Genomic DNA, 21461 nt, shown 5'->3' with positions numbered 1-21461 from the left:
CGGAGGCAGCCGGTCAGCGGAAGTGGTCCCAGCCGGCCGGCCCCTCGAACGGACGGCCGTCCACGGTCACCCCGGAACCCGCGGCGACCCGGCCGATCGGCCGCCACCCCGGTGGCAGCTCCGTCGCCGGGGGAAAGGTCGCGGCCAGCGCGTGATCGTCGCCACCGGCCAGCAGCCAGGCGTACGGATCGACGCCGAGCGCCTGAGCGGCGTCGCGCATCTGCGGCGGCACCTCGAAGGCGTCCCGGGTGAGGTCGACGGCCACCCCGCTGGCCTTCGCCACGTGCCCGAGATCGGCGAGCAGCCCGTCCGAGACGTCGATCATGGCGGTGGCGCCCAACCCGGCGGCCTGCGGCCCGGCCGGATAGGGCACCTCGGGTCGCCGGTACGCCTCGACCAACAGCCGGGGCGTACGGAAGCCGCGGGAGAGCACCGTGAACCCGGCCGCCGCGTACCCGGTGCGACCGGCCAGGGCGACCAGGTCGCCGGGACGGGCACCGGCCCGGGTCACCGGCGCTCGCCCGCCCAGGTCACCGAGGGCGGTCACGGCGATGGTCAGGGTGGGGCTGGCCGACATGTCCCCACCGACCACGCTGGCGCCGACGCCGGCCGCCTCGGTGCCGAGTCCGTCGGCGAGCTCCTCCACCCAGTCCGTCGCGACATCGGTCGGTACGCAGAGCGCCACCAGCAGGGCCGTGGGATCGGCTCCCATCGCCACCACGTCGGCGAGGTTCGCCGCCGCCGCCCGGCGGCCGATGTCGTGCGCGCCGGACCAGTCCCGGCGGAAGTGCCGCCCCTCGACCAGTACGTCCGTCGTGGCGACCACCCGGGCGTCCGGTGCCGCGACCACCGCCGCGTCGTCACCCGGGCCGAGCAGCACCGTGGATCCGTACGTCAACCGGGCGGTCACCCGGTCGATCAGACCGAACTCGCCGACACCCGCGACACTCACGACGGCACTCCGCTGCGCTGCGTGCCCCCGTGAGACACCACCACCCTGAGCCTGATGGTTCGCTCGCACCGCTCGCTCACTGCTTCTCCTTGACCACCGATAGGGATCAGCCCTGGTCCGTAAGGTACTTTCTCCCTTCGGGCCGCCTGGCGGGCGGCGACGGAGGGAGGTCGAGTCGTGGTACAGGCGTACATCCTCATCCAGACAGAGGTCGGCCGGGCACGTGACGTGGCCGGTCTCATCGCGGATCTTGCCGGCGTGGTCCGCGTGGACGCGGTCACCGGGCCGTACGACGTGGTGGTGTTGACCGAGGCGAACACCGTTGACGAACTGGGCAAACTCATCGTCAGCAAGGTGCAGATGGTGCCCGGCATCACCCGTACCCTCACCTGTTCGGTGGTGCGCCTTTAAGTGGACAAGATCTCCGAGTCCCCCGTCGCCGAGGCCGACCGCCCGGACGCGCCGAAGGCAACCGGGCGCACGAACCGCAGCGCGGCGCTGATCGCCACGGCGGTGGCCCTGCCGGTGACGCTGCTGGTGGCCGCGCTAGCATTCGCCAACCTCGCTCCGGACACCCCCGCCGCCACCCCGGACCCCTCGCCTACCACGCCCCAGGCGCAGTCCACCACGCCGGTCGAGATGGCCGCACCGGCCCTGGCCGAGCGACCGGCCATCGTCTGCCGCGCCCTGCTGTCCCAGCTGCCCACGGCGATCCGCGAACTGGCCCAGCGGCCGGTCACCGCCGGACCCGAGCAGAACGCCGCATACGGCGACCCGGCGCTGACGGTGGCCTGCGGCGGCACCGAGCCCGAGGTGGCTCCCGACGAGCATCTCGTGCTGGTCAACTCGGTGTGCTGGTACACGGTGGAAGGACCCGACGACACGCAGCTGACCACGGTCGACCGGGAGACCGCGGTTACCGTGCGGGTGCCGCACTTCTACGGCGAGGCGTTGCAGTGGGTGTCCCCGATCTCCAGGACCGTGGCCGAGTCGATCCGCTCGGCCACCCCGGCACCCTCCGGCTGCACCTCCTGACCCACCCCACCACCCCCAGCACGGCGGACGGGAAGGACGCGGCGGACGCGGTGCCCGGGTGCCGGCGGAAGGTCAGTACTGGCCGGGGCCGCGGGTCAGCGCGGTGCGGATGAGCCGGTCGACCAGCTTCGGGTACTCCAGGCCGGCTGCCGCCCACATCCGGGGAAACATCGACGTCGGCGTGAAACCGGGCATGGTGTTGAGCTCGTTGAGGTAGACGTCCAGTTCAGGGGTGACGAAGAAGTCGGCCCGGGCCAGCCCGGCGCAGTCCAGTGCGGTGAAGGCGCGCACGGCATAGTCGCGTACCTGCCGGGTGACCCGCTCCGGCAGGTCGGCCGGGATGTCGTACTCGCAGGCGGACTCGGCGTCGATGTACTTGGCCTCGAAGTCGTAGAACTCGTAGTCGCCGACCACCCGGACCTCGGCGAGCACGGACGCCTCCGGCACACCGCCGGCCTCGCCCTCCAGCACACCGCACTCGATCTCCCGGCCGACGATCGCGGCCTCGACCAGCACCTTGCTGTCGATCGCCCGCGCGGCGGCGACCGCCGCGTCCAGCTCGGCCCAGTCGGTGACCTTGCTGACCCCGAAGGACGACCCGGCCCGCGAGGGCTTCACGAAGACCGGCAGGCCCAGTCGCTGCTTGTCCGCCTCGCTCAGCGTCGTTCCGCTGCGCAGCACCGCGTACGGGCCGACCGGAATGCCCTCCGCGGCGCAGAGCTTCTTGGTGAATTCCTTGTCCATGGCGGCGGCCGAGGCGAAGACCTTCGCACCGACGTACGGGATGCCGGCCATCTCCAGCATGCCCTGGATGGTGCCGTCCTCGCCGTAGGCGCCGTGCAGCACCGGGAAGACCACGTCCACGTCGGCGAGCGCCCGAGGCCCCTCGGTCGGGTCGAGCACGAGCAGGCCGCTGCCGGTCGGATCGGCCCGCAGCACGATGTCCGTGCCGGACTCGGCGGTGATCTCCGGCAGCTCACGGGCGTTGATCGCCAACTGGGTGGGATCCCCACTGGTCAGCACCCACTGTCCGGCCCGGGTGATGCCCACCGGCACCACCTCGAACTCGTCCGGATCCAGGGCACCGAGCACGCTGCCGGCGCTGACGCAGGAGATGCCGTGTTCCGGGCTACGGCCGCCGAAGACGATCGCCACGCGGGTCTTGCCTGGGGTGGTCACTGCGGTCACCTTTCCGGGACGCACTGCTGGCGCTCTCCCGGATGACCTTACTGTGCGTGGCGGGTACGGGTAGCCGATACCCTGCGGGAACGCGGCACAGCCGCATTCCGTCAACCCGCAATATACGGTGCGTAATCGGACGTGCCTAACCGGCCAACTCGCCAAACGCGTGCCGGCGGCCGATCGCGATCACCTTGACCCGCTGCCGGCCCGCCCGCACCATCCCCAGCGCCATGAACGCCCCGGCGATCCGATCTGCCGCCTCCCGGCTGCTCGCGCCGACCACCTGGCGGCGGCGCTCGGGTGCGGTCCGCTCGTTACGTCCGTCCATCTCGTTCGGACGGACGTCAGTCAGCACCACCAGGAAGCGTGTCATCGCCGGCCGCCCCGGCGCTCACCGAACACCCGCTGACCAGTACGCACGTCGATTCCCTTCCGGTGGCCGACAACTGGCGCGGCACACGGCGGTCGGGTACGGGGGAAAAACCCGACCGCCGCGCGCCCCATCCCCTCCGGTCGCTCACCACCACCGTCGCCACGACAACCGGCGGTGAGGACGCGCTGACAGACTGACAGCTCCATGGGCATGAATGCAACTCTCACCGACGTTCTCTCATGTACAGGTTCCCAAATACGTGCGACCATCAATACATGGCTCCGAAGACCGCACGTGCCCGTCGGTTGGGCATCGCGCTGCGCCACCACCGCGAGGCTGCCGGCCTCACATTGGAGGCCGCGGCCGACGAGATCAACAGCACCCGCAGCACGCTGTCTCGCTACGAGAACGCGCAGACCCTGGTCAACCCGGCCACCGTGCGCGCCCTGCTCACCCTCTACGGGGTCGGCGCGGACGAGGTCGCGGCGGCCGTCGCGCTGGCCAAGGACGCGCGCAAGCCGGGCTGGTGGGTCTCCTACTCCTACCTGCTCGACCGGCGCACCATCGACTTCATCGCACTGGAGGCCGAGGCCACCGGCATCGCCAACTTCGAGCCCTCGGTGGTGCCCGGCCTGCTACAGACCGCCGACTACATCCGTGGTGTGATGCGGGGCGGCCCGCACACCCTCAGCGACAACGACGTCGAAGAGCGGGTGCACCTACGGCTGGACCGGCAGCAGCGGCTCACCGGGGAGGATCCGCCGATCTTCGACGCGATCCTCGACGAGGCCGCGTTGCTGCGCCCGGTCGGTGACCACTCGGCGACCCAGGCTCAGCTGAGCCATCTGCTCAAGATGGGCGAGCTGCCGAACATCACCGTTCAGATGATCCCGCTGGCCGCCGGCTACCACCGGGGCACCCGAGGTTCGCTGCACATCCTCGAGTTCGCCGACCCGGAGGATCCGATCATCGCCTCCGTGGAGACGGTCGCCGGGCAGATGGTGCTCGACCGTCCCGGCGACCTGCGTACCTGCACCAAGATCATGGAGCATCTGCGCACGGTCGCGCTCAGCCCGGCGGCCAGTCGCGAGGCAATCTTCAAACTCCTGAGGGGACGGTAATGCGATGACACCGACGACCAACGCGGCGGTGGCCGTGGCCGGATGGCGCAAGAGCAGCCACAGCGGCGACGAAGGAGCCTGCGTGGAGGTGGCGGTCGTCCCCGGGACGGTGGCCGTACGCGACTCCAAGGACCCGCACGGCCCGCTGCTGCTCTTCCCGCCGGCAGCCTGGTCCGCCTTCGCCCAGGCCCCGCCGATGCACTGAACCACGCCGGGAATCGCACCCAGTGCCGCTGACCGGGCCGGTAAGGGCACCGCCGGCCCGGTCAGCCCAGCGTCGCGTCGCCGACCAGTGGCGGCGCCGCCGTCGGCCCGGCGCGTACCGCCTCCAGCGCCGCGAGCGCGGCGCCCCGGGCACCGGCCATGTCGCGCTCCGGGACCAGCGCGAAGGTGGCCAGCGCGGCCTGCTCGGTACGGAGCATGGTGTGCTCCCGCACGGTCGCCAGGAACCAGTCACGGAACTCCGGCGCCGTCTCGACCACCCCGCCACCCACGAAGTACGCGTGCGGGTCGGTGAAGTTGGCCGCGACGGTGAACAACGCGCCGAGCGCCCTCGCCTGCTGGGCGAAGATCTCCCGGCCCAACTCGTCGCCCCGCTCGCCGTACCCGCGGACCAGCTTCGCCGCCCGGGCCGGCGGCTCGGCGGCCAGCGGATGCCCGGGGAAACGGGTCAGCCAGTACGGCAGCAGGTTGCGCTCGATCGCGGTCAGCGAGGCGAGGCTCTCCGCGTCACCGGCGAAGCCGCAGGCGCAGGTCGGTACGGGCTGCCCCGGTGCCAGCACCTCCGACAGCGGAATGTGCACGTGCCCCAGCTCGCCGGCCATCCCCGCCGCACCGGCGATCACCCGGCCGTTCTCGACCAGGCCGCCACCGAGCCCGGTGCCGACGATCGCCGATACCGACGACCGTCGCATGGCGTCGGCGCCGAAATACACGTGGTGCGCGTAGAGCGCGGCGGCGTTGCCGTCGTTGTGGTAGACCACCGGCAGTCCGAGCCGTTGCGCCAGCGCCCCCCGGACGTCATAGCCGCGCCAGGCCGGCTGGGAGAAGTTCGTGGACCCCTTCGACGAGATCACCCCGGTCGCGCTGGCCGGGCCGGGCGTGTCCAGACCCACCGCCCGGACCAGCTCGCGGGCCACCCCGGTGAGGGCCAGCACGCCGTCGAAGGCGTCCGCCATCGCCGCCACCGCCGCCTCCGGTCCGGCCTGCACCTGACTCGGTGTCTCGACCAACCGGTCGACCAGGAACCGCCCGTCCATCGTCAGCACGGTGGTGTTGTTGCTCGTACCACCGTTGTCGATCCCGACGACCACCGGCACCGTTGCGCTATCCACCCGAACTTCGCCTCCCGCCGTCACGACCTGACGTGAGGCTAGTTCTCGTCCGGCCCGCCCGCCACGGCAGACCGTCGACAGGCGGTCATCGCGGTGGCGTCCAGGTCGTCGTCCCGGACCACCGTCGGCACCAGTCCGGCACCGGTCAGCACGGTACGAAACTCGTCGACCTGCGACTGCCCGACCTCCACCACCAGGTGTCCGCCCGGCGCCAGCCAGCTCGACGCGCCGGCGGCCACCCGGCGCAGCACCGCCAGGCCGTCAGGCCCGCCGTCCAGGGCCGCCGGGGGCTCGTAGCCGCGCGACTCCGGCGGCATCAGCGCGATCGCGGCCGTCGGCACGTACGGCGCGTTCGCCACCACCAGGTCCAGGCCGCCGTGCCAGGCAGCCGGCAGCGGATCGAACAGATCGCCGGCGAAGACCGGCACGGCCAGCGCGGCCAGGTTCCGCCGCGCGCAGGCCACCGCCATCGGGTCCAGATCGACCGCGGCCAGCAGTCGGGGCGCGGCCAACCGGCGAGCCAGGACCCGGGTCACCGCGCCGGAACCGCAGCACAACTCCACCACGGTCGCCGCCGGCCCGGTCACCGCGGCGGCAGCCGAGACCAGCAGGGCGGTACGCGCCCGGGGCACGAAGACCCCCGGGTCGACGCCGATCCGCTCCCCGCAGAACTCCGCCCAGCCGAGCAGGTACTCCAGCGGCTCACCGGTGACCCGCCGGTCGACCAGCCCCGCCAACGCTCCCGGGCTGCCGGCCGCCGCCACCAGCAGCCGCGCCTCGTCGTCGGCCCAGACACAGCCGGCTCGCCGCAGCCGGGCGACCAGGGCGTCGTGCTCGGCCGGGGAGACGGACACCATCAGGCGGCGCTATCCAACGCGGTCGTGACGTCGGCGACCAGGTCGACGGTGTCCTCCACCCCGCAGGAGAGCCGGACGAAGCCGGGCGCGGTGTCGTCGCCCCACTGTGCCCGCCGGTCAGCCGTGGTGTGCAGACCACCGAAGGAGGTCGCCGCCGCGACCAGCCGGGCCGCGTCGAGGAACCGGGCGACCCGCTCGGCGCTGCCGAGGTCGAAGGAGAGCACCCCCGGCATCCGCCGCAGCTGCCGCACCGCCACCGGGTACGCCGGATCGTCCGGCAGCCCGGGCCAGCGCAGCCCGGCCACGTCGGCCCGGTCGGCCAGCAACCGGGCGAGCGCCTCGGCGTTCGCGCTCTGCCGTCCCAGCCGCAGGTCGAGGGTGGCCAGCGACCGGTGGGCCAGCCAGGCGTCGAAGGCACCCGGTACCGCACCGGTCATGGTCCGCCAGCCGGTGACCCGGTCCAGCAGCTCCGTCGACCGGGTCGCCAGGTAGCCGAGCAGCAGGTCGGAGTGGCCGGTCATCGCCTTGGTACCGGAGGCGACGACCACGTCGGCGCCGAGGTCCAACGGTCGCTGCCCGAGCGGGGTGGCGGTGGTGTTGTCGACGGCCAGCAGGGCACCCGCGGCGTGCACCCGCTCGGCCAGCGCCGGCAGGTCGACGACGTCCAGCCCCGGATTGGCCGGCGTCTCCACCAGCACCAGACGCACCCCGTCGAACGACGGGTACGGCCCGACCGTCGGCGCGAACAACACCCGTACGCCGTTGCCGGCCAGGGTGTCGGTGGCGAACGCGCGTACCGGGAAGTAGCCGTCAGCGGGCAGCACGACCGTGTCGCCGGCCCGCAGCACCGCCAGCAGCAGCCCGGTGATCGCCGCCTGGCCGCTGGCGAAGACCCGGCAGTCACCACCCTCCAACTCGCCGATGGCCGCCTCCAGCAGCCGGCGGGTCGGGTTGTCGGGCCGCCCGTACCCGTTGGCTGCCGCCGTCGGCCCCTGCCACGGGTCGAGGTGGTACGGCGCGGCGAAGACCGGACCGGGCAGGAACGGCGCACCGGGCGCGGGCTCGGGCAGGCCGGCGTGCACGCACCGGGTGCCGTCGCCGGGCGCGGGGAACTGCCGGTCGTGCTGCTCCGGGGAGACGAACTGGCCCTCGCTCATGTTGCTGCTCACTCCGGCTTCGTGGTACGGCTCATCAGGGCCTGGACGGCACGCCGTGGGTCGACACCCTCGTGGCAGACCAGCTCGACCTGCTCGGTGATCGGCATCTCCACGCCGTGCGCGCGGGCCAGGTCCCGGATCGCCAGCGCGCTCTTCACCCCCTCGGCGGTCTGCCGGGTGGCCACCCGGGCCTCCTCCAGGGTGGCGCCCCGACCCAGGTGCTCCCCGAAGGTGCGGTTGCGCGCCGACGGCGACGAGCAGGAGGCGACCAGGTCACCCATGCCGGCCAGGCCGGCGAAGGTGAGCGGGTCCGCGCCGAGGGCGACCCCGAGCCGGGCGGTCTCGGCCAGCCCACGGGTGACCAGCATCGCCCGGGTGTTGTGGCCGAAGCCCATCGCGGTTGCGATGCCGTACGCCAGCGCGATCACGTTCTTCACCGCCCCGCCCAGCTCGCAGCCAATCACGTCGTCGTTGGTGTACGGGCGGAAGTACGGCGTGGTGATCGACCGCTGCACCAGCGTGGCGCGCTCCGAGTCGGTGCAGGCGACCACGGTGGCCGCCGGCTGCTCGGCGGCGATCTCCGGCGCCAGGTTCGGGCCGGAAACCACCACCACCCGATCCGCCGCCACCCCGGCAGTCTCGACGATCACCTCGCTCATCCGCTTGGTGGTACCGAGTTCGATGCCCTTCATCAGGGAGACCAGGGTCGCCTCGGGGTGCAGGTGCCCGACCCATTCGGCGAGGTTGCCGCGCAGCGTCTGCGAGGGCACCGCCAGCACCACCATCTCCGCACCCTTGATCGCCTCCACGGCGTCACCGGTGCCGGTGACCCGCTGCGGCAGCACCACCCCGGGCAGGTACTCCGGGTTACGCCGCTCGGTCCGGATCACCTCGGCGATCGGCTGCCGCCGCGCCCAGATCGTCACGTCCCGGCCGGCATCGGCCAGGATCTTCGCGAACGCCGTCCCCCACGACCCGGCACCCAGTACCGCCACCTGCCCGCTCACGCCGCCGCCTCCCTGCGGTCGGCGACGCCGTGAGGCACCACCACACTGCGCCGATGGTTCACTCGCTCACGCTCGCTCACGCCGCCGCCTCCGGATCGGTCCTCGCCCGGGTGGCCCGCTGCCACAGCGGTGGCGGTGTGCCGCCCCGGATCTCGGCGAGCATGTCCCGCAACCGCAACATGATCACTTCGGTCATCTCCTCGAGCACCTGCCGGCTCGGACTGGCACCGGCCCAGCGACTCAGGTCGATCGGCGGCCCGGCCACCACGGTCACCGGGAGCCGGGGCCGGGGGTTGATCCGGGCGCGCCGCGGATCGAAGAGCTGCTCCGGCCCCCACATCGCCAACGGCACCACCGGGACACCGGTGGCCAGCGCCAACCGGGCGGCACCGGTCTTGCCCTTCATCGGCCAGAGCTCTGGCTCGCGGCTGGTGGTGCCCTCCGGATAGATGATCACCGCACCACCTGCGTCAAGCGCCTTGACGAGGGCGTCCAGCGACTTCACCGCGTCGACCGAGCCCCGCTCGACGGGGATCTGCCGGCACCGGTGCAGGATCCAGCCGATCACCGGAACCTTGAACACGCTCGCCTTGCCGAGGTACTGCGGCCACCGCCCGGCGTCGTAGACGAAGTGCGCCGAGACCAGCGGATCGGCGTGCGAGATGTGGTTCGGCACGATGATCACCGGGCCGTCCTGGCGCAGATGCTCCATGCCCCGCCAGGTACGCCGGGTCCAGACGGTCATCACCGGCTTGATCAGCACCACGGCGAACCATTGCCAGAACCCCAGCCTCCGCCGAACCACCGTGCCTCCTCGTGCCCGCCCCACCCGCCACCGGAGAAGTCCGGTGAGGTCCGCAGCCGAAATCATGCCTGCTCGCCCCGGGTACGGCCAGTGAGGGTACCGCCGTCGGGCTGGCAGGATGGCAGGTGTGACTCAGCCGTGGACCGTGGTGCTGCCGGTCAAACGCCTGACAGCCGCGAAGACCCGGCTGCGTGGCGGGCTGCCGGGCGTACCGCACGAGGAGCTGGCGCTGGCGCTGGCCGCCGACACCCTGGACGCGGTGCTGGCCTGCCCAGGGGTGGCCCAGGTGCTGGTGGTCACCGACGAGACCCGGATGGGCGAGCTGGCCCGGCACCCGGATGTCCGGCTGCTGCCGGACGTCGCGGACGCCGGCCTCAACGCCGCGCTCCGGCACGGCGCGGCCGGCATCCCCGGATGGGTGGCCGGGCTCACCGCCGACCTGCCCGCGCTGCGCCCGACCGAGTTGGCCGTGGCACTGGCGACGACGCTGGCCGGTCCGCCCGGCGTACGCCGGTTCGTGGCAGACGCACCCGGCACCGGCACGGTGCTGCTGGCCGCCCCGCCGGGCGTTCCGCTGGATCCGCGGTTCGGGCCGGGATCGGCCGCGGCCCACGCGGCGAGTGGGGCAGACCCGCTCACCGGCGACTGGCCGAGCCTGCGACGCGACGTGGACACCGCCGAGGATCTCGCGGTGGCGGCGCGGCTGGGGCTCGGGCCGCGCACCACGGCGCTGGCCGCCGGCTGCCTGACCGGCTGAGGCCGCCGGTGTACGGTGCTGGCATGCAGGGCACGGTGGCAACCTTCGACGCGGCGACCCGTAGCGGACTGCTGCTGCTCGACGACGGTACCGAGCTGTCCTTCCCGACCCGGGCGTTCGACGCCTCCGGGCTGCGACTGCTCCGGCTCGGCCAGCGGGTCCGGGTGGAAACCGACGCCGCCGGGGCCGTCATACGCGTGACGCTTCCGACCATGTCCTGACAAACCGCTCCAAGTTCATTTTGCGTTAACCATAATCGGGTGATTATGAGCGGGTGAGCACCCCTCGCGAACACCCCGCCCGTCCCGCCACCGACGACCCCGCCAGCCGCAACGGAGGCCGCCCTCGAGGCGCCGACGGGCGGTTCCGTACCAGCCCACCCGCCCCCGACGACGTGCTGGGCACCGACCCGCCGGCCACCTCCACCGGTGTGGAGGAGGTGTTGGACCCGGTCGACGAACCGGGCCTGCCGGAACCCGCCGACCAGCCGCCCTCCGCCGCCGCCCTGCCGGAGGACCGGTTCCTCAACCGGGAGTTGTCCTGGCTCGACTTCAACGCCCGCGTGCTCGCGCTGGCCGAGGACCCGCGCAGCCCGCTGCTGGAGCGGGCCAAGTTCCTGGCCATCTTCGCCAGCAACCTCGACGAGTTCTACATGGTGCGGGTGGCCGGGCTGAAGCGCCGGCTCTCCGCCGGCCTCCCGGTCCGCGGCGGTGACGGGCTGCCGCTGCGTACCCAACTGGCGCTGATCGCCGAGAAGGCCGCCACCCTGGTGACCCGGCAGGCCGCCTGCTATGTCGACGACCTGCTGCCGAAGCTCGCCGCCGAGGACATCCGGGTGCTGCGCTGGTCCGACCTCGGCGACGCCGAGCGGGAACGGCTGCGCACCTACTTCCGGGAGCAGATCTTCCCGGTGCTCACCCCGCTCGCGGTCGACCCGGCCCACCCGTTCCCGTACATCTCGGGCCGATCGCTCAACCTGGCCGTGTCGGTGCGCGACCCGGACGGCGGACCCGAACTGTTCGCCCGGGTGAAGGTGCCCAACAACGTGCCCCGCTTCGTCCGGGTCGACCGGGACCGGCCTGGGGTCCGCATGCTGCCGGTGGAGGATCTCATCTCGGTGCACCTCGGCCAGCTCTTCTCCGGCATGCAGGTGGTCGAGTGCCACCTGTTCCGGGTCACCCGTAACGCCGAGGTGGAGGTCGACGAGGACCGCGACGAGGATCTGCTCCAGGCCCTGGAGCGGGAGCTGGCCCGACGCCGGTTCGGCCCGCCGGTACGGCTGGAGGTCGCCGCCTCGATCTCCGACCACATGCTGGAGCTGCTCGTCCGGGAACTGGACATGGACACCCAGGACGTGCTGCGGGTACGTGGTCTGCTCGACCTCTCCGCGCTGTGGCAGTTGTACGGTGAGGCCGACCGGCCGGATCTCAAGGATCCGCCGTTCGTGCCGGCCACCCATCCCCGGCTCACCGAGGGCGAGGTGCCGCGCAGCGTCTTCGCCACCCTGCGCGACGGTGACGTGCTGGTGCACCACCCGTACCACTCCTTCGCCACCAGCGTGCAGCGCTTCGTCGAGCAGGCCGCGGCCGACCCGAACGTGCTGGCCATCAAGCAGACGCTCTACCGCACCAGCGGCGACTCACCGATCGTGGACGCGCTGGTCGAGGCCGCCGCCGCCGGCAAACAGGTGGTGGTGCTGGTCGAGCTGAAGGCACGCTTCGACGAGGTGGCCAACATCGGCTGGGCCCGCACCCTGGAGCGGGCCGGCTGTCATGTGGTATACGGCCTGGTCGGTCTCAAGACACACTGCAAGACCGCCCTGGTGGTACGTCAGGAGGGCAACCAGATCCGGCGCTACTGCCACATCGGCACCGGCAACTACCACCCGAAGACCGCACGACTCTACGAGGACTTCGGCATGCTCACCGCCGACCCGGAGATCGGCGCCGACCTGACCGACCTGTTCAACGTGCTCACCGGATACAGCCGGCAGACCGCGTACCGGCGGCTGCTGGTGGCGCCGCAGGGCATCCGCAGCGGACTGATCGAACGGATCGAACGGGAGATCGCCCACGTCCGGCTCGGCATGCCGGGGCTGGTGCAGTTCAAGGTGAACTCGCTGGTCGACGAGGAGCTCACCGATGCGCTGTACCGGGCCTCCCAGGCCGGTGTGCACGTCGACCTGCTCATCCGGGGGATGTGCACCCTGCGGCCGGGGGTGCCCGGGCTCTCGGAGAACATCCGGGTCCGCTCGATCCTCGGCCGTTTCCTGGAGCACTCCCGGGTGTTCCGCTTCGGGAACAACGGCGACGCCGAGTTCTGGATCGGCTCGGCAGATCTGATGCACCGCAACCTGGACCGGCGGGTGGAGGCACTGGTCCAGGTCAGCGACCCGGTGGCGCGGGCAGAGCTGGATCATGTGTTCGGCGCCGCGATGAGTCCCGACGTCGACGCGTTCGAGCTCGCCGGCGACGGTACCTGGACGCGGCGCGACGGCACGCCGGGAACGCCCCTGACCCACCTACAGGTTCTGCTGCTGCGCCGCGTCGGCAGCGCGGCCGGCTGAGCGGCACGGGCCTAGGCTGAGCAGATGGTCGAGGAGGAACGGAAGTTCACGGTGGAGCCCGGGTGGCTCATGCCCGACCTCTCCCCCGCCGCCCCGGCCGGCGGGAGCCTTCGCGCGCTGCCGCCGGCCACCCTCGTCGCCACCTACCACGACACCGTGGATCTGCGGCTGGCCCGGGCGGGTGTCTCGCTGCGCCATCGGGAGGGTGACGAGTTGCCGTGGACGGTGAAGCTGCCCACCGACAGCCCCGGCGTCCGGCACGAGATCTCCCGGACCGGCGCGCCCGGTGCGGTACCGGCGGAGCTGGTCGAGCTGGTCACCGTCTTCCACCGGGGCGGGCAGCTCGCCCCGGTGGCGGTGGTACGTACCGTCCGGCACGGTCACGAGATCCTCGACCGCGCCGGCACCGTGCTGGCCGAGGTGGTCGACGACCGGGTCACCGTGCTCGACGCCGAGGGCGCCAGCACCCGCGGATTCCGTGAGGTGGAGGCGGAACGCAAGGCGGGCGACATCGAACTGCTCGACCGGCTCACCGAGCTGCTGTGCGACGCCGGGGCCACCCACGGCGGCGACTTCACCCCGAAGCACGTACGCGCGCTCGGCCGGCCGGCCACCGCCGAACCCGACCTGGTCGCCCCGACCGAACTGCCGGCCGAGCCCAGCGCCGCGGCGGTGGTCACCGAGGCGGTACGCCGCGAGGTGGGTCGGTTGCTGGCGCACGACCCGCTGGTACGGCTACGTGCCCCGGTCGGCGACGACGACACCGCCGTGCACCAGATGCGGGTGGCCTGCCGGCGGCTGCGCAGCGACCTGAAGACCTTCGGCCCGCTGGTCCGACCCGCCTGGGCCCGGCCGCTACGCGGGGAGCTGAAGTGGCTCGCGGACTCGCTGGGAGCCGCCCGGGACACGGAGGTGCTGCGCGAGCGGCTGCGGCGCACCGCGACCGCCGACCCGGTCAGCCCGGTCGATCCGGATGCCGTCGAGCGGCTGGACGCCGTGCTGGCCGGCTGGCAGGACGAAGCCCTGGCCGAGGTCGACGTGGCACTGCGGTCACCGAGATATCTGGCCCTGGTGGACGCGCTGGTGCTGGCCGCCCGGGCGCCGCGACTCACGCCCCGGGCGGAGTCGCCGGCCAACCGGGTGCTGCCCCGGCTGGTGGCCCGCCCGTGGCGACGCCTGGCCGGCACGGCGAAGAAGCCGGGCGGCGTCGCGCTGCTCGACCCGGCCGGACCCGACGAGCAGTGGCACACCGTACGCAAACAGGGCAAGCAGGCCCGGTCGGCGGTGACCGCGGTCGCGCCGGTGCTCGGCGGGGATGCGGCGAAGCTGGCCCGGGCGCTGGCCAAGGTGCAGAAGCTGTTGGGCGAGCACCAGGACGCGGCCGTGGCGGCGCAGACCTGGCGGGCGGTGGCCGAGGCTCGACCCGCCGACCACCGACTGGCCGTGGCCGCCGGCCGGCTGCTGGAACGCGAGCGCGCCGCGGTTCGCCGGGTACGGGCCGACTTCCCGTACGCCTGGCGGCGGGCCAGCCGGCGGCGGCGGACCCGGTGGCTGGCATGACCACGATCCGGGCCGCCGGCGGCGTGGTGTGGCGGCCCGGGCCACAGACGGGGATCCAGGTGTGCCTGGTGCACCGCCCCCGGTACGGCGACTGGTCCCTGCCCAAGGGCAAGCTGGAGCCGGGGGAACATCCGCTGATCGCCGCCGCCCGGGAGGTCGCCGAGGAGGCCGACGTTCAGGCGGTGCCCGAGCTGCGGCTGCCGCCCGCGCGGTACATCAGCGAGGGCCGTCCCAAGGTGGTCGACTACTGGTCGATGAGGGCGGCGGGTACCGGCGGCTTCCAGCCGGACACCGAGGTCGACGACGTGCGCTGGCTGGCCGTGGACGAGGCGGTGGCCCTGGTCAGCTATCCGCACGACGCCGAGGTGCTCGCCGCGTTCGCGGCACTGCCGCGGGTCACCGCGACGCTGGTACTGGTCCGGCACGGGCATGCCGGCAAGCGGCTGACCTGGACCGGCCCGGACACGGCACGACCACTGGACGCCCGCGGCTGGTCCGAGGCGCAGGCGCTGGCGCCGCTGATCGGGCTGATCCGCCCGGAACGGCTGCTCTCCGCCTCGCCGCGGCGGTGTGTGCAGACCCTGGATCCGGCGGCAGCGGCGCTGGACCTGCCGATCGAGGTGTGCGGGGACCTCGACGAGCCGCTCGCTGGCCAGCAGCCCGACGAGTGCGTCCTGGCCGCCGCGGCGCGACTGGCCGAGCTGGCCACCGTCGGTGAGTCGGCGGCGGTGTGCAGCCAGGGCAAGGTGATCCCGGGTGCCCTGGAGCGGCTCGCCGGGCAGCCCGGCGACTACACCACCGACAAGGGCGACGGTTGGCTGCTCGCCTTCACCGGCGACCGGCTCGTCGCCGCCGACCGCCTCTAGGCGTTGCCGGCCGGGTTACGCGCCCCCCGACGCAGCCCACGAGCGCCATGCCGAGGCACCTCAGCGGGTCGGTAGCGTGAGGGTGACGGCGACCGGCAGGTGGTCGCTGGCGGTGCTCGGCACCGCGACAGGGTCGGTGGCGACCAGGTCGGGCGAGACGAAGATGTGGTCGATCTGCTCCCGCGGGTCGTCGGCCGGGCTGGTCGGCAGTGGGCGGGCGGGCGCAAAGGCGTCGACCAGTCCGGCGTCGGTGAGGGCGGTGAACGCCGGGTCGCCCGGCTCGGTGTTGAAGTCGCCGGCGACCACCAGCGGCAGTCCGTCGGCGTACCCGGCGGCGAAGTCGGCGACGGCCCGGGCCTGGACCACCGGCTCCGCGCCGGGCGGTGGCTGCAGGTGGGTGCTCACCACGGCCAGGCGTACGCCCGCACTGAAGTCGATGGTGACGCCGAGCGCCTGCGCCCCGGTGGGCGCGCCCACCGCGGGCAACGGGCGGGTCCGCGCCCCCTGCACCGGCCAGCGGCTGAGTACGGCGTCGCCCCAGAGCGGGCCGGCGGCCGGCCCGAAGACGTAGGGCATCTCCAGTCGGGCGGCGAGCAGGTGCAGGGTGTCGTGGCCGCCGTTGAGCAACCAGCCCCGGTCGACCTCGCTGAGCACCACCACGTCGGCCTCGCCGACCGCCCGGTCGAGGCCGGCCAGGTCGAAGCGACCGTCCAGGCCGAAGCCCATCCTGATGTTGTACGCCACCAGCCGCACCTGTTCCGGCGGCCCGTGCCGGTTGCTCGACACCAGCCACGGCCCGTGCACCCAGGCGGCGAGGAAGGCGACGAGGGCGGCCAGGACCGCCAGCCGCAGGGGTACCCGGGCCGGGGCCGACGACTGCGGCCCCTCCGACGCCCCACGGGGGTCGTCCGCCCCGTTAACGGCCCGCAGGGGTACCCGGGCCGGGGCCGACGACTGCGGCCCCTCCGACGCCCCACGGGGGTCGTCCGCCCCGTTAACGGCCCGCAGGGCGACCACCCCCACCAGGGCTGCCACCACGGCCGGCAGCCACCCGTTGGGGTAGCCGATGTCGTAGGCGGCGTAGAACACCACCGCGGCGACGGCGAAGACGAGCATCCCACCGACCGCCGCGTACGCCCGTCGGGCCGGGACCCGGCCGGCGTGGCGTTGCGCCACCGGCACCTCGCCGGCCAGGGCGAGGCAGCCGCCCAGGCCCGCCGCGGTGAGCAGCATGGCGAAGGTGAGCAGCGTCGGCGGTCCGTACCCGAACAGCACGGCCCCGCCGACGAGCAGCAGCGGCGGCAGCGGACGCCACCGGCGGCCGAGCGGGATCAGCGCGGCAAGCACGAACAACGCTGCCGCGACCGCCAGGGGTGCCAGTGCGAACGGTGGCGGTGCGGCGGTGCCGGCCTCGCCGTACCAGAACGACATCGCGGTGCTGGCGACCGCCGGTGACAGTGCGACCATGCCGCCGAGCAGCAGCGCCGGCCCGGCCAGCAGCCAGGCCAGGCCGCCCACAGCGGGCTGATTACCGGCCCGCACGGCCGATCCGTCGCGGCGGGCGAGGGTCGCCTCGGCGACGACCAGCGCCGCCACCAGCGCGAGGCTGGCCGCCCACGCCTCCCAGCGCCCCCACCAGAGGGGGTCGTACGTGCCGAACAGGGCATGGCCGAGCGCGCCGGCGGTCAGACCCAGCGCCAGTCCGGGTACCGGACGTTCGACCCGGGCGGCGGTGGCGGCCAGCCACACCAGACCGGCGAGCAGACCGGCGGTGGCCAGCCAGAGTTGGGCGCGACCGCCGGGTGCGGCGGTGAGGGCGAGGCGGGCGGCCCCGAGCAGCGCTGCCGCCGCGATACCGACGAGATGGGGGCCGATCCGCACGACGAGGGCGGGCGCGGCGAGCGCGAGTACGAACCAGCCGAGCGCGAACGCACCGAGCAGCTCGGCCGGGGTCGAGGCGGCCTGGCCGAAGATGGTGATGACCGAGGGCAGGAAGACCCGGAGCACGTCGGTCAGGACGACGAGGCCGAGCGCGAGGGTGGCGGTGCTGAGGCGACGCTGGCTTAGCACGGTTCTCTTTTCGCCAAGGGGTGGTGCGGCGATTCTGAGCGCCGTGCCCGGCGCCGGTCAACGATTCCGCGGCGGCGGGGGCGGGATGTCGGTGTGCCGGACATGGCGAGGGCGCCCGCCGTGACGGCGGACGCCCTCTCCGTACGACCGGCTCAGCGCCGGGTCGCGGTCTTCTTGGCCGGCGCCTTCTTCGCCGGAGCCTTCTTGGCCGCCGCGGTCTTCTTCGCCGTCGCGGTCTTCTTGGCCGCCGTTGCCTTGGTCGCCGCGGCGGTCTTCTTCGCCGGTGCGGCCTTCTTCGTGGCGGTCTTCTTGGCCGCTGCGGTCGACTTGGCCGCCGTTGCCTTGCTGGCGGTGGTCTTCTTGGCCGCCGTCGTCTTGCTGGCGGCGGTCGTCTTCTTTGCTGCGGTGCTCTTTGCCGCGGTCGTCTTCTTCGCGGTGGTCGCCTTGGCACCGGTCGCCTTCGCGCCGGTGGTTCGGGTGCTGGCCGTGGCGGTCTTCTTCGCCGCAGCCGTGGCCTTCGGCACCTTGCCGCTGGCCACCATCTCCTTGAACCCGGCGCCCGGGCGGAAGCTCGGCACCGAGGTCTTCTTGACCTTCACCGCCTCCCCCGTACGCGGGTTCCGGGCTGTTCGCGCGCCCCGTACGCGCTTCTCGAACGCCCCGAAACCGGTGATCGCCACTTTCTCGCCCTTGGTGACCGCCGCCTGGACCTCAGCGAGGACCGCGTCGAGCGCGGCCGTCGCCGTTTTCCGGTCCCCCAGGCGAACGGCGAGCGCCTCGATGAGCTCGGCCTTGTTCACGACTTCCTCCTGATTGTGCAACTGACTCGACGCGAGCCATTCTGCGCGCACCGTATGCCCTGTGCTGCCGGGACACAAACATTCGGTGGAAAAAAGCCCTTGTGTCGTAACGGATTCGCCCCCACCGGTGGCACCGGTGGGGGCGAAATCGGCTACGGGACGCGGCGAACGGCTACCCGACCCGGGGCAGGAAGGCCGGCCGAGCTGCCTCGAAGACGCTGATCTGCGCCTCGTGCCGGAGGGTGAGTCCAATGTCGTCCAAGCCCTCCATCAGCCGCCACCGGCTGAAGTCGTCGAGCGGGAACGACCAGGTGGCGTCGCCGGCCCGGACCTCCCGAGCGGTCAGGTCGACGGTGACCCGGGTGGTCGGGTCCGACTCGACCAGGTCCCAGATTTCTTCGACGGCTTTCAATTCCAGCTCGACCGGAAGCAGCCCTTCCTTGAGGGCGTTGCCGCGGAAGATGTCACCGAAGCGCGGCGAGATCACCGCCCGGAAGCCGAAGTCACGCAGCGCCCACACGGCGTGCTCCCGCGACGACCCGGTGCCGAACTCGGGACCGGCCACCAGAATCGACGCACCCGCATACGCCTGATCGTTGAGCACGAATCGCGGGTCCTCGCGCCATGCGCTGAACAGTCCGTCGGCGAATCCGGTGCGGGTCACCCGCTTGAGGTACACGGCGGGGATGATCTGATCGGTGTCCACGTCGGACCGACGCAGCGGCAGCGCGGTGCCGGCGTGCACGGTGAACTTGTCCATCTGTCGCAGCCCTTCTACAGGTCGGCCGGGGCGGCCAGCCGGCCGACGACGGCGGTGGCGGCGGCCACCGGCGGGCTGACCAGGTGGGTGCGGCCACCCCGGCCCTGGCGGCCCTCGAAGTTGCGGTTGGAGGTGGAGGCGGCGCGCTGCCCGGGGGAGAGCGTGTCCGGGTTCATGCCCAGGCACATGGAGCAACCGGCGAAGCGCCACTCGGCGCCGGCGTCGACGAAGACCTTGTCGAGCCCTTCGGCCTCGGCGGCCTCGCGCACGGCGGCCGAGCCGGGCACCACCAGCATGCGTACCCCGTCGGCGACCGTGTGGCCGCGCAGCACGTCGGCGGCGGCGCGCAGGTCTTCGAGGCGCCCGTTGGTGCACGAGCCGACGAAGACCACGTCGACGGCGAGGTCGCGCAGCGCCGTGCCGGGATGCAGGTCCATGTACTCCAGGGCCCGGCGGGCGGCGGCCCGCTCCGGCTCGGTGACGAACTCGTCCGGGTCCGGCACGGCCGCGCTCAGCGGCGCGCCCTGGCCGGGGTTGGTGCCCCAGGTGACGAAGGGGGTGATCTCGGCGGCGTCCAGGGTCACCTCGGCGTCGAAGGTCGCGCCCTCGTCGGTGGGCAGCGTCCGCCAGTACGCCACCGCCGCGTCCCAGTCGGCCCCCGTGGGGGCGTTCGGCCGCCCCTTGAGGTACGCGAAGGTGGTCTCGTCCGGCGCGATCATGCCGGCCTTGGCACCCCACTCGATGGACATGTTGGCGATGGTCATCCGGCCCTCCATGGACAGCGCCCGGATCGCCTCACCCCGGTACTCCACGATGTGCCCACGGCCGCCGCCGGTGCCGACCTTGGCGATCAGGGCGAGCACCAGGTCCTTCGCGGTGACGCCGGGGCCCAACTGGCCGTCGACGGTGACGGCCATGGTCTTCGGCCGGCCCTGCGGCAACGTCTGAGTGGCGAGCACGTGCTCGACCTCACTGGTGCCGATGCCGAACGCCAGGGCGCCGAACGCGCCATGGGTGGCGGTGTGCGAGTCGCCGCAGACGATCGTCATGCCGGGCTGGGTGAGGCCGAGCTGCGGGCCGATGACGTGCACGATCCCCTGGTCGGCGTCGCCGAGCGGGTGCAGCTTCACGCCGAACTCTGCGCAGTTGCGCCGCAGCGTCTCGATCTGGATGCGGGAGGTCGGGTCGGCGATGGTGAGCAGGTCGCCACGACGCTGCTGGAACGAGGGATCGGCGTACCCGGTCGGGGTGTTGTGATCCTCGGTCGCGAGCGTGAGATCGGTGCGGCGCACCCGGCGGTCGGCCATGCGCAGCCCGTCGAACGCCTGCGGACTGGTCACCTCGTGCAGCAGGTGCAGGTCGATGAAGAGCAGATCGGGCTCACCATCGGCGGACCGGACGACGTGCGCGTCCCAGACCTTCTCGGCCAGGGTCCTCGACTCAGGAGTGACTCCCACCATCTGGACATCCTAAATTCTGGGAGGTAAGTTTCGGCTTGTGGGACACAGTATGAGCGGTGTCGGCGTTCTCGACAAGGCGGTGGTCATCCTGGCCGCCTGTGTCGACGGCGCCAGCCTGGCCGAACTCGTTGAACGCACCAAGCTGCCCCGGGCCACCGCGCACCGGTTGGCGCAGGCGCTGGAGATCCACCGGATGCTGGTCCGGGACACCCAGGGTCGCTGGCGTCCCGGCCCGCGCCTCGGTGAGCTGGCGAACGCGGCGCCGGACGTGCTGCTGACCGCGGCCGAGCCCCTGCTGGCCGCGCTGCGGGACGCCACCGGCGAGAGCGCCCAGCTCTACCTGCGGCGGGCGGACGAACGGATCTGCGTGGCCGCCGCCGAGCGGGCCAGCGGGCTGCGGGACACCGTGCCGGTGGGTTCGGTGCTGCCGATGATCGCCGGCTCGGCGGCGCAGATCCTGCTCGCCTGGGAGCCGCCCGAGGCGGTGATGCCGCTGCTGCCGCGGTCCAAGTTCACCGGCCGCACCCTCGCCGAGGTACGCCGCCGGGGCTGGGCGCAGAGCGTCGCCGAACGCGAAGCCGGTGTGGCGAGCGTCTCGGCCCCGATCCGCGACCGCACCGGCCGCGTCATCGCCGCGATCAGCATCTCCGGCCCCATCGAGCGCCTGGGCCGCCGCCCCGGCGAACGCCACGCCATGGCCGTCGTCCGCGCCGGCCAACGCCTCTCCGGCCTCTAACCCCCACCCCCACCACCCACCACCCCCACCCACCCCACCGCCCACCGAGTTGATCAAGAGGTT

22 protein-coding genes are annotated in these 21461 nt (G+C 72.8%); 10 read left to right on the top strand and 12 right to left on the bottom strand.

From position 1 onward, the window contains the following. Positions 1-13: 13 nt before the first annotated feature. Entirely contained in the window at positions 14-952 is a 939-nt protein-coding gene (locus BMY89_RS00750; protein ID WP_092373551.1) for a thiamine-phosphate kinase, read from the bottom strand. 177 nt (positions 953-1129) lie between these two features. On the opposite strand from BMY89_RS00750, the gene BMY89_RS00745 reads away from it, so the two are divergent. Further along, a complete protein-coding gene (locus BMY89_RS00745; protein ID WP_013284547.1) occupies positions 1130-1363 on the top strand; it encodes an Lrp/AsnC ligand binding domain-containing protein in 234 nt (77 codons plus the stop codon). Between the two features lie 9 nt (positions 1364-1372). Continuing rightward, on the top strand, positions 1373-1987 hold the full coding sequence (locus BMY89_RS00740; protein ID WP_232521051.1) for a DUF3515 family protein: 615 nt from the start codon (positions 1373-1375) through the stop codon (positions 1985-1987). 72 nt (positions 1988-2059) lie between these two features. Here the strand turns inward: BMY89_RS00740 and BMY89_RS00735 are convergent, their stop codons facing one another. After that, on the bottom strand, positions 2060-3166 hold the full coding sequence (locus BMY89_RS00735; protein ID WP_092373547.1) for a D-alanine--D-alanine ligase family protein: 1107 nt from the start codon (positions 3164-3166) through the stop codon (positions 2060-2062). 145 nt (positions 3167-3311) lie between these two features. Further along, positions 3312-3542, bottom strand: coding sequence for a hypothetical protein (locus BMY89_RS00730; RefSeq protein ID WP_092373545.1), 231 nt, complete (start codon positions 3540-3542; stop codon positions 3312-3314). A 275-nt stretch (positions 3543-3817) separates the two neighbouring features. Here BMY89_RS00730 and BMY89_RS00725 point away from each other — a divergent pair, with 275 nt between their 5' ends. Beyond that, on the top strand, positions 3818-4663 hold the full coding sequence (locus tag BMY89_RS00725; protein WP_092373543.1) for a helix-turn-helix domain-containing protein: 846 nt from the start codon (positions 3818-3820) through the stop codon (positions 4661-4663). Positions 4664-4667: 4 nt separating this feature from the next. After that, on the top strand, positions 4668-4868 hold the full coding sequence (locus BMY89_RS00720; protein ID WP_092373541.1) for a DUF397 domain-containing protein: 201 nt from the start codon (positions 4668-4670) through the stop codon (positions 4866-4868). 61 nt (positions 4869-4929) lie between these two features. Here the strand turns inward: BMY89_RS00720 and BMY89_RS00715 are convergent, their stop codons facing one another. The 5 genes from BMY89_RS00715 to BMY89_RS00695 all read right to left on the bottom strand — a co-directional run bounded on the left by BMY89_RS00715 (position 4930) and on the right by BMY89_RS00695 (position 9823). Then, on the bottom strand, positions 4930-5997 hold the full coding sequence (locus BMY89_RS00715) for an ROK family protein (protein ID WP_092373539.1): 1068 nt from the start codon (positions 5995-5997) through the stop codon (positions 4930-4932). A 38-nt stretch (positions 5998-6035) separates the two neighbouring features. Further along, positions 6036-6854, bottom strand: coding sequence for a putative protein N(5)-glutamine methyltransferase (locus BMY89_RS00710; RefSeq protein WP_092373537.1), 819 nt, complete (start codon positions 6852-6854; stop codon positions 6036-6038). Then, a complete protein-coding gene (locus BMY89_RS00705) occupies positions 6854-8011 on the bottom strand; it encodes a cystathionine gamma-lyase (RefSeq protein ID WP_092375263.1) in 1158 nt (385 codons plus the stop codon). Before BMY89_RS00705 ends, BMY89_RS00710 begins: the two co-directional genes overlap by 1 nt. An 8-nt stretch (positions 8012-8019) precedes the next feature. Then, positions 8020-9018, bottom strand: a complete 999-nt coding sequence (locus BMY89_RS00700) for an NAD(P)H-dependent glycerol-3-phosphate dehydrogenase (RefSeq protein WP_092373535.1) — start codon at positions 9016-9018, stop codon at positions 8020-8022. A 76-nt stretch (positions 9019-9094) separates the two neighbouring features. Next, on the bottom strand, positions 9095-9823 hold the full coding sequence (locus tag BMY89_RS00695) for a lysophospholipid acyltransferase family protein (protein ID WP_092373533.1): 729 nt from the start codon (positions 9821-9823) through the stop codon (positions 9095-9097). A gap of 127 nt (positions 9824-9950) precedes the next feature. On the opposite strand from BMY89_RS00695, the gene cofC reads away from it, so the two are divergent. The 5 genes from cofC to BMY89_RS00670 are packed head-to-tail and all read left to right on the top strand — an operon-like array spanning position 9951 to position 15572. Continuing rightward, on the top strand, positions 9951-10580 hold the full coding sequence (cofC, locus tag BMY89_RS00690) for a 2-phospho-L-lactate guanylyltransferase (RefSeq protein ID WP_092373531.1): 630 nt from the start codon (positions 9951-9953) through the stop codon (positions 10578-10580). Between the two features lie 23 nt (positions 10581-10603). After that, entirely contained in the window at positions 10604-10801 is a 198-nt protein-coding gene (locus tag BMY89_RS00685) for a cold-shock protein (protein ID WP_092373529.1), read from the top strand. Between the two features lie 53 nt (positions 10802-10854). Continuing rightward, positions 10855-13146, top strand: coding sequence for an RNA degradosome polyphosphate kinase (locus BMY89_RS00680; RefSeq protein WP_092373527.1), 2292 nt, complete (start codon positions 10855-10857; stop codon positions 13144-13146). 24 nt (positions 13147-13170) lie between these two features. Continuing rightward, complete coding sequence (locus BMY89_RS00675; protein WP_092373525.1) at positions 13171-14706, top strand: CYTH and CHAD domain-containing protein; 1536 nt, start codon at positions 13171-13173, stop codon at positions 14704-14706. Further along, a complete protein-coding gene (locus BMY89_RS00670; protein ID WP_092373523.1) occupies positions 14703-15572 on the top strand; it encodes an NUDIX hydrolase in 870 nt (289 codons plus the stop codon). Before BMY89_RS00675 ends, BMY89_RS00670 begins: the two co-directional genes overlap by 4 nt. Positions 15573-15632: 60 nt before the next feature. On the opposite strand, the gene BMY89_RS00665 is transcribed toward BMY89_RS00670, so the two are convergent. The 4 genes from BMY89_RS00665 to leuC all read right to left on the bottom strand — a co-directional run bounded on the left by BMY89_RS00665 (position 15633) and on the right by leuC (position 20662). Continuing rightward, on the bottom strand, positions 15633-17642 hold the full coding sequence (locus tag BMY89_RS00665; protein ID WP_092373521.1) for an endonuclease/exonuclease/phosphatase family protein: 2010 nt from the start codon (positions 17640-17642) through the stop codon (positions 15633-15635). A gap of 152 nt (positions 17643-17794) precedes the next feature. Then, the gene (locus BMY89_RS00660) at positions 17795-18442 is read right to left on the bottom strand and encodes an HU family DNA-binding protein (protein WP_175510282.1); all 648 of its coding nucleotides are present in this window, start codon (positions 18440-18442) and stop codon (positions 17795-17797) included. Between the two features lie 172 nt (positions 18443-18614). Further along, on the bottom strand, positions 18615-19202 hold the full coding sequence (gene leuD / locus BMY89_RS00655; protein ID WP_092373517.1) for a 3-isopropylmalate dehydratase small subunit: 588 nt from the start codon (positions 19200-19202) through the stop codon (positions 18615-18617). A gap of 14 nt (positions 19203-19216) precedes the next feature. Then, positions 19217-20662 carry a 3-isopropylmalate dehydratase large subunit gene (gene leuC / locus BMY89_RS00650; protein ID WP_092373515.1) on the bottom strand — a complete coding sequence of 482 codons (1446 nt, stop codon included), beginning with the start codon at positions 20660-20662 and terminating at the stop codon, positions 19217-19219. 49 nt (positions 20663-20711) lie between these two features. On the opposite strand from leuC, the gene BMY89_RS00645 reads away from it, so the two are divergent. Continuing rightward, positions 20712-21398 carry an IclR family transcriptional regulator gene (locus BMY89_RS00645; RefSeq protein ID WP_092373513.1) on the top strand — a complete coding sequence of 229 codons (687 nt, stop codon included), beginning with the start codon at positions 20712-20714 and terminating at the stop codon, positions 21396-21398. Positions 21399-21461: the final 63 nt, after the last annotated feature.

Source organism: Micromonospora phaseoli (assembly GCF_900109115.1).
Taxonomy (GTDB): domain Bacteria; phylum Actinomycetota; class Actinomycetes; order Mycobacteriales; family Micromonosporaceae; genus Micromonospora; species Micromonospora phaseoli.
The sequence above is the reverse complement of the archived record's forward strand: the minus strand, read 5'-3'. Positions and strand labels throughout refer to the sequence as shown.

Bases quoted from the DNA above. Each gene is read 5' to 3' on its own strand.
- BMY89_RS00730 (WP_092373545.1), bottom strand. From the start codon at position 3,542: ATGACACGCTTCCTGGTGGTGCTGACTGACGTCCGTCCGAACGAGATG.
- BMY89_RS00725 (WP_092373543.1), top strand. From the start codon at position 3,818: ATGGCTCCGAAGACCGCACGTGCCCGTCGGTTGGGCATCGCGCTGCGC.
- BMY89_RS00720 (WP_092373541.1), top strand. From the start codon at position 4,668: ATGACACCGACGACCAACGCGGCGGTGGCCGTGGCCGGATGGCGCAAG.
- BMY89_RS00710 (WP_092373537.1), bottom strand. From the start codon at position 6,854: ATGGTGTCCGTCTCCCCGGCCGAGCACGACGCCCTGGTCGCCCGGCTG.
- BMY89_RS00705 (WP_092375263.1), bottom strand. From the start codon at position 8,011: ATGAGCGAGGGCCAGTTCGTCTCCCCGGAGCAGCACGACCGGCAGTTC.
- BMY89_RS00685 (WP_092373529.1), top strand. From the start codon at position 10,604: ATGCAGGGCACGGTGGCAACCTTCGACGCGGCGACCCGTAGCGGACTG.
- BMY89_RS00675 (WP_092373525.1), top strand. From the start codon at position 13,171: ATGGTCGAGGAGGAACGGAAGTTCACGGTGGAGCCCGGGTGGCTCATG.
- BMY89_RS00670 (WP_092373523.1), top strand. From the start codon at position 14,703: ATGACCACGATCCGGGCCGCCGGCGGCGTGGTGTGGCGGCCCGGGCCA.
- leuD (WP_092373517.1), bottom strand. From the start codon at position 19,202: ATGGACAAGTTCACCGTGCACGCCGGCACCGCGCTGCCGCTGCGTCGG.
- leuC (WP_092373515.1), bottom strand. From the start codon at position 20,662: ATGGTGGGAGTCACTCCTGAGTCGAGGACCCTGGCCGAGAAGGTCTGG.
- BMY89_RS00645 (WP_092373513.1), top strand. From the start codon at position 20,712: ATGAGCGGTGTCGGCGTTCTCGACAAGGCGGTGGTCATCCTGGCCGCC.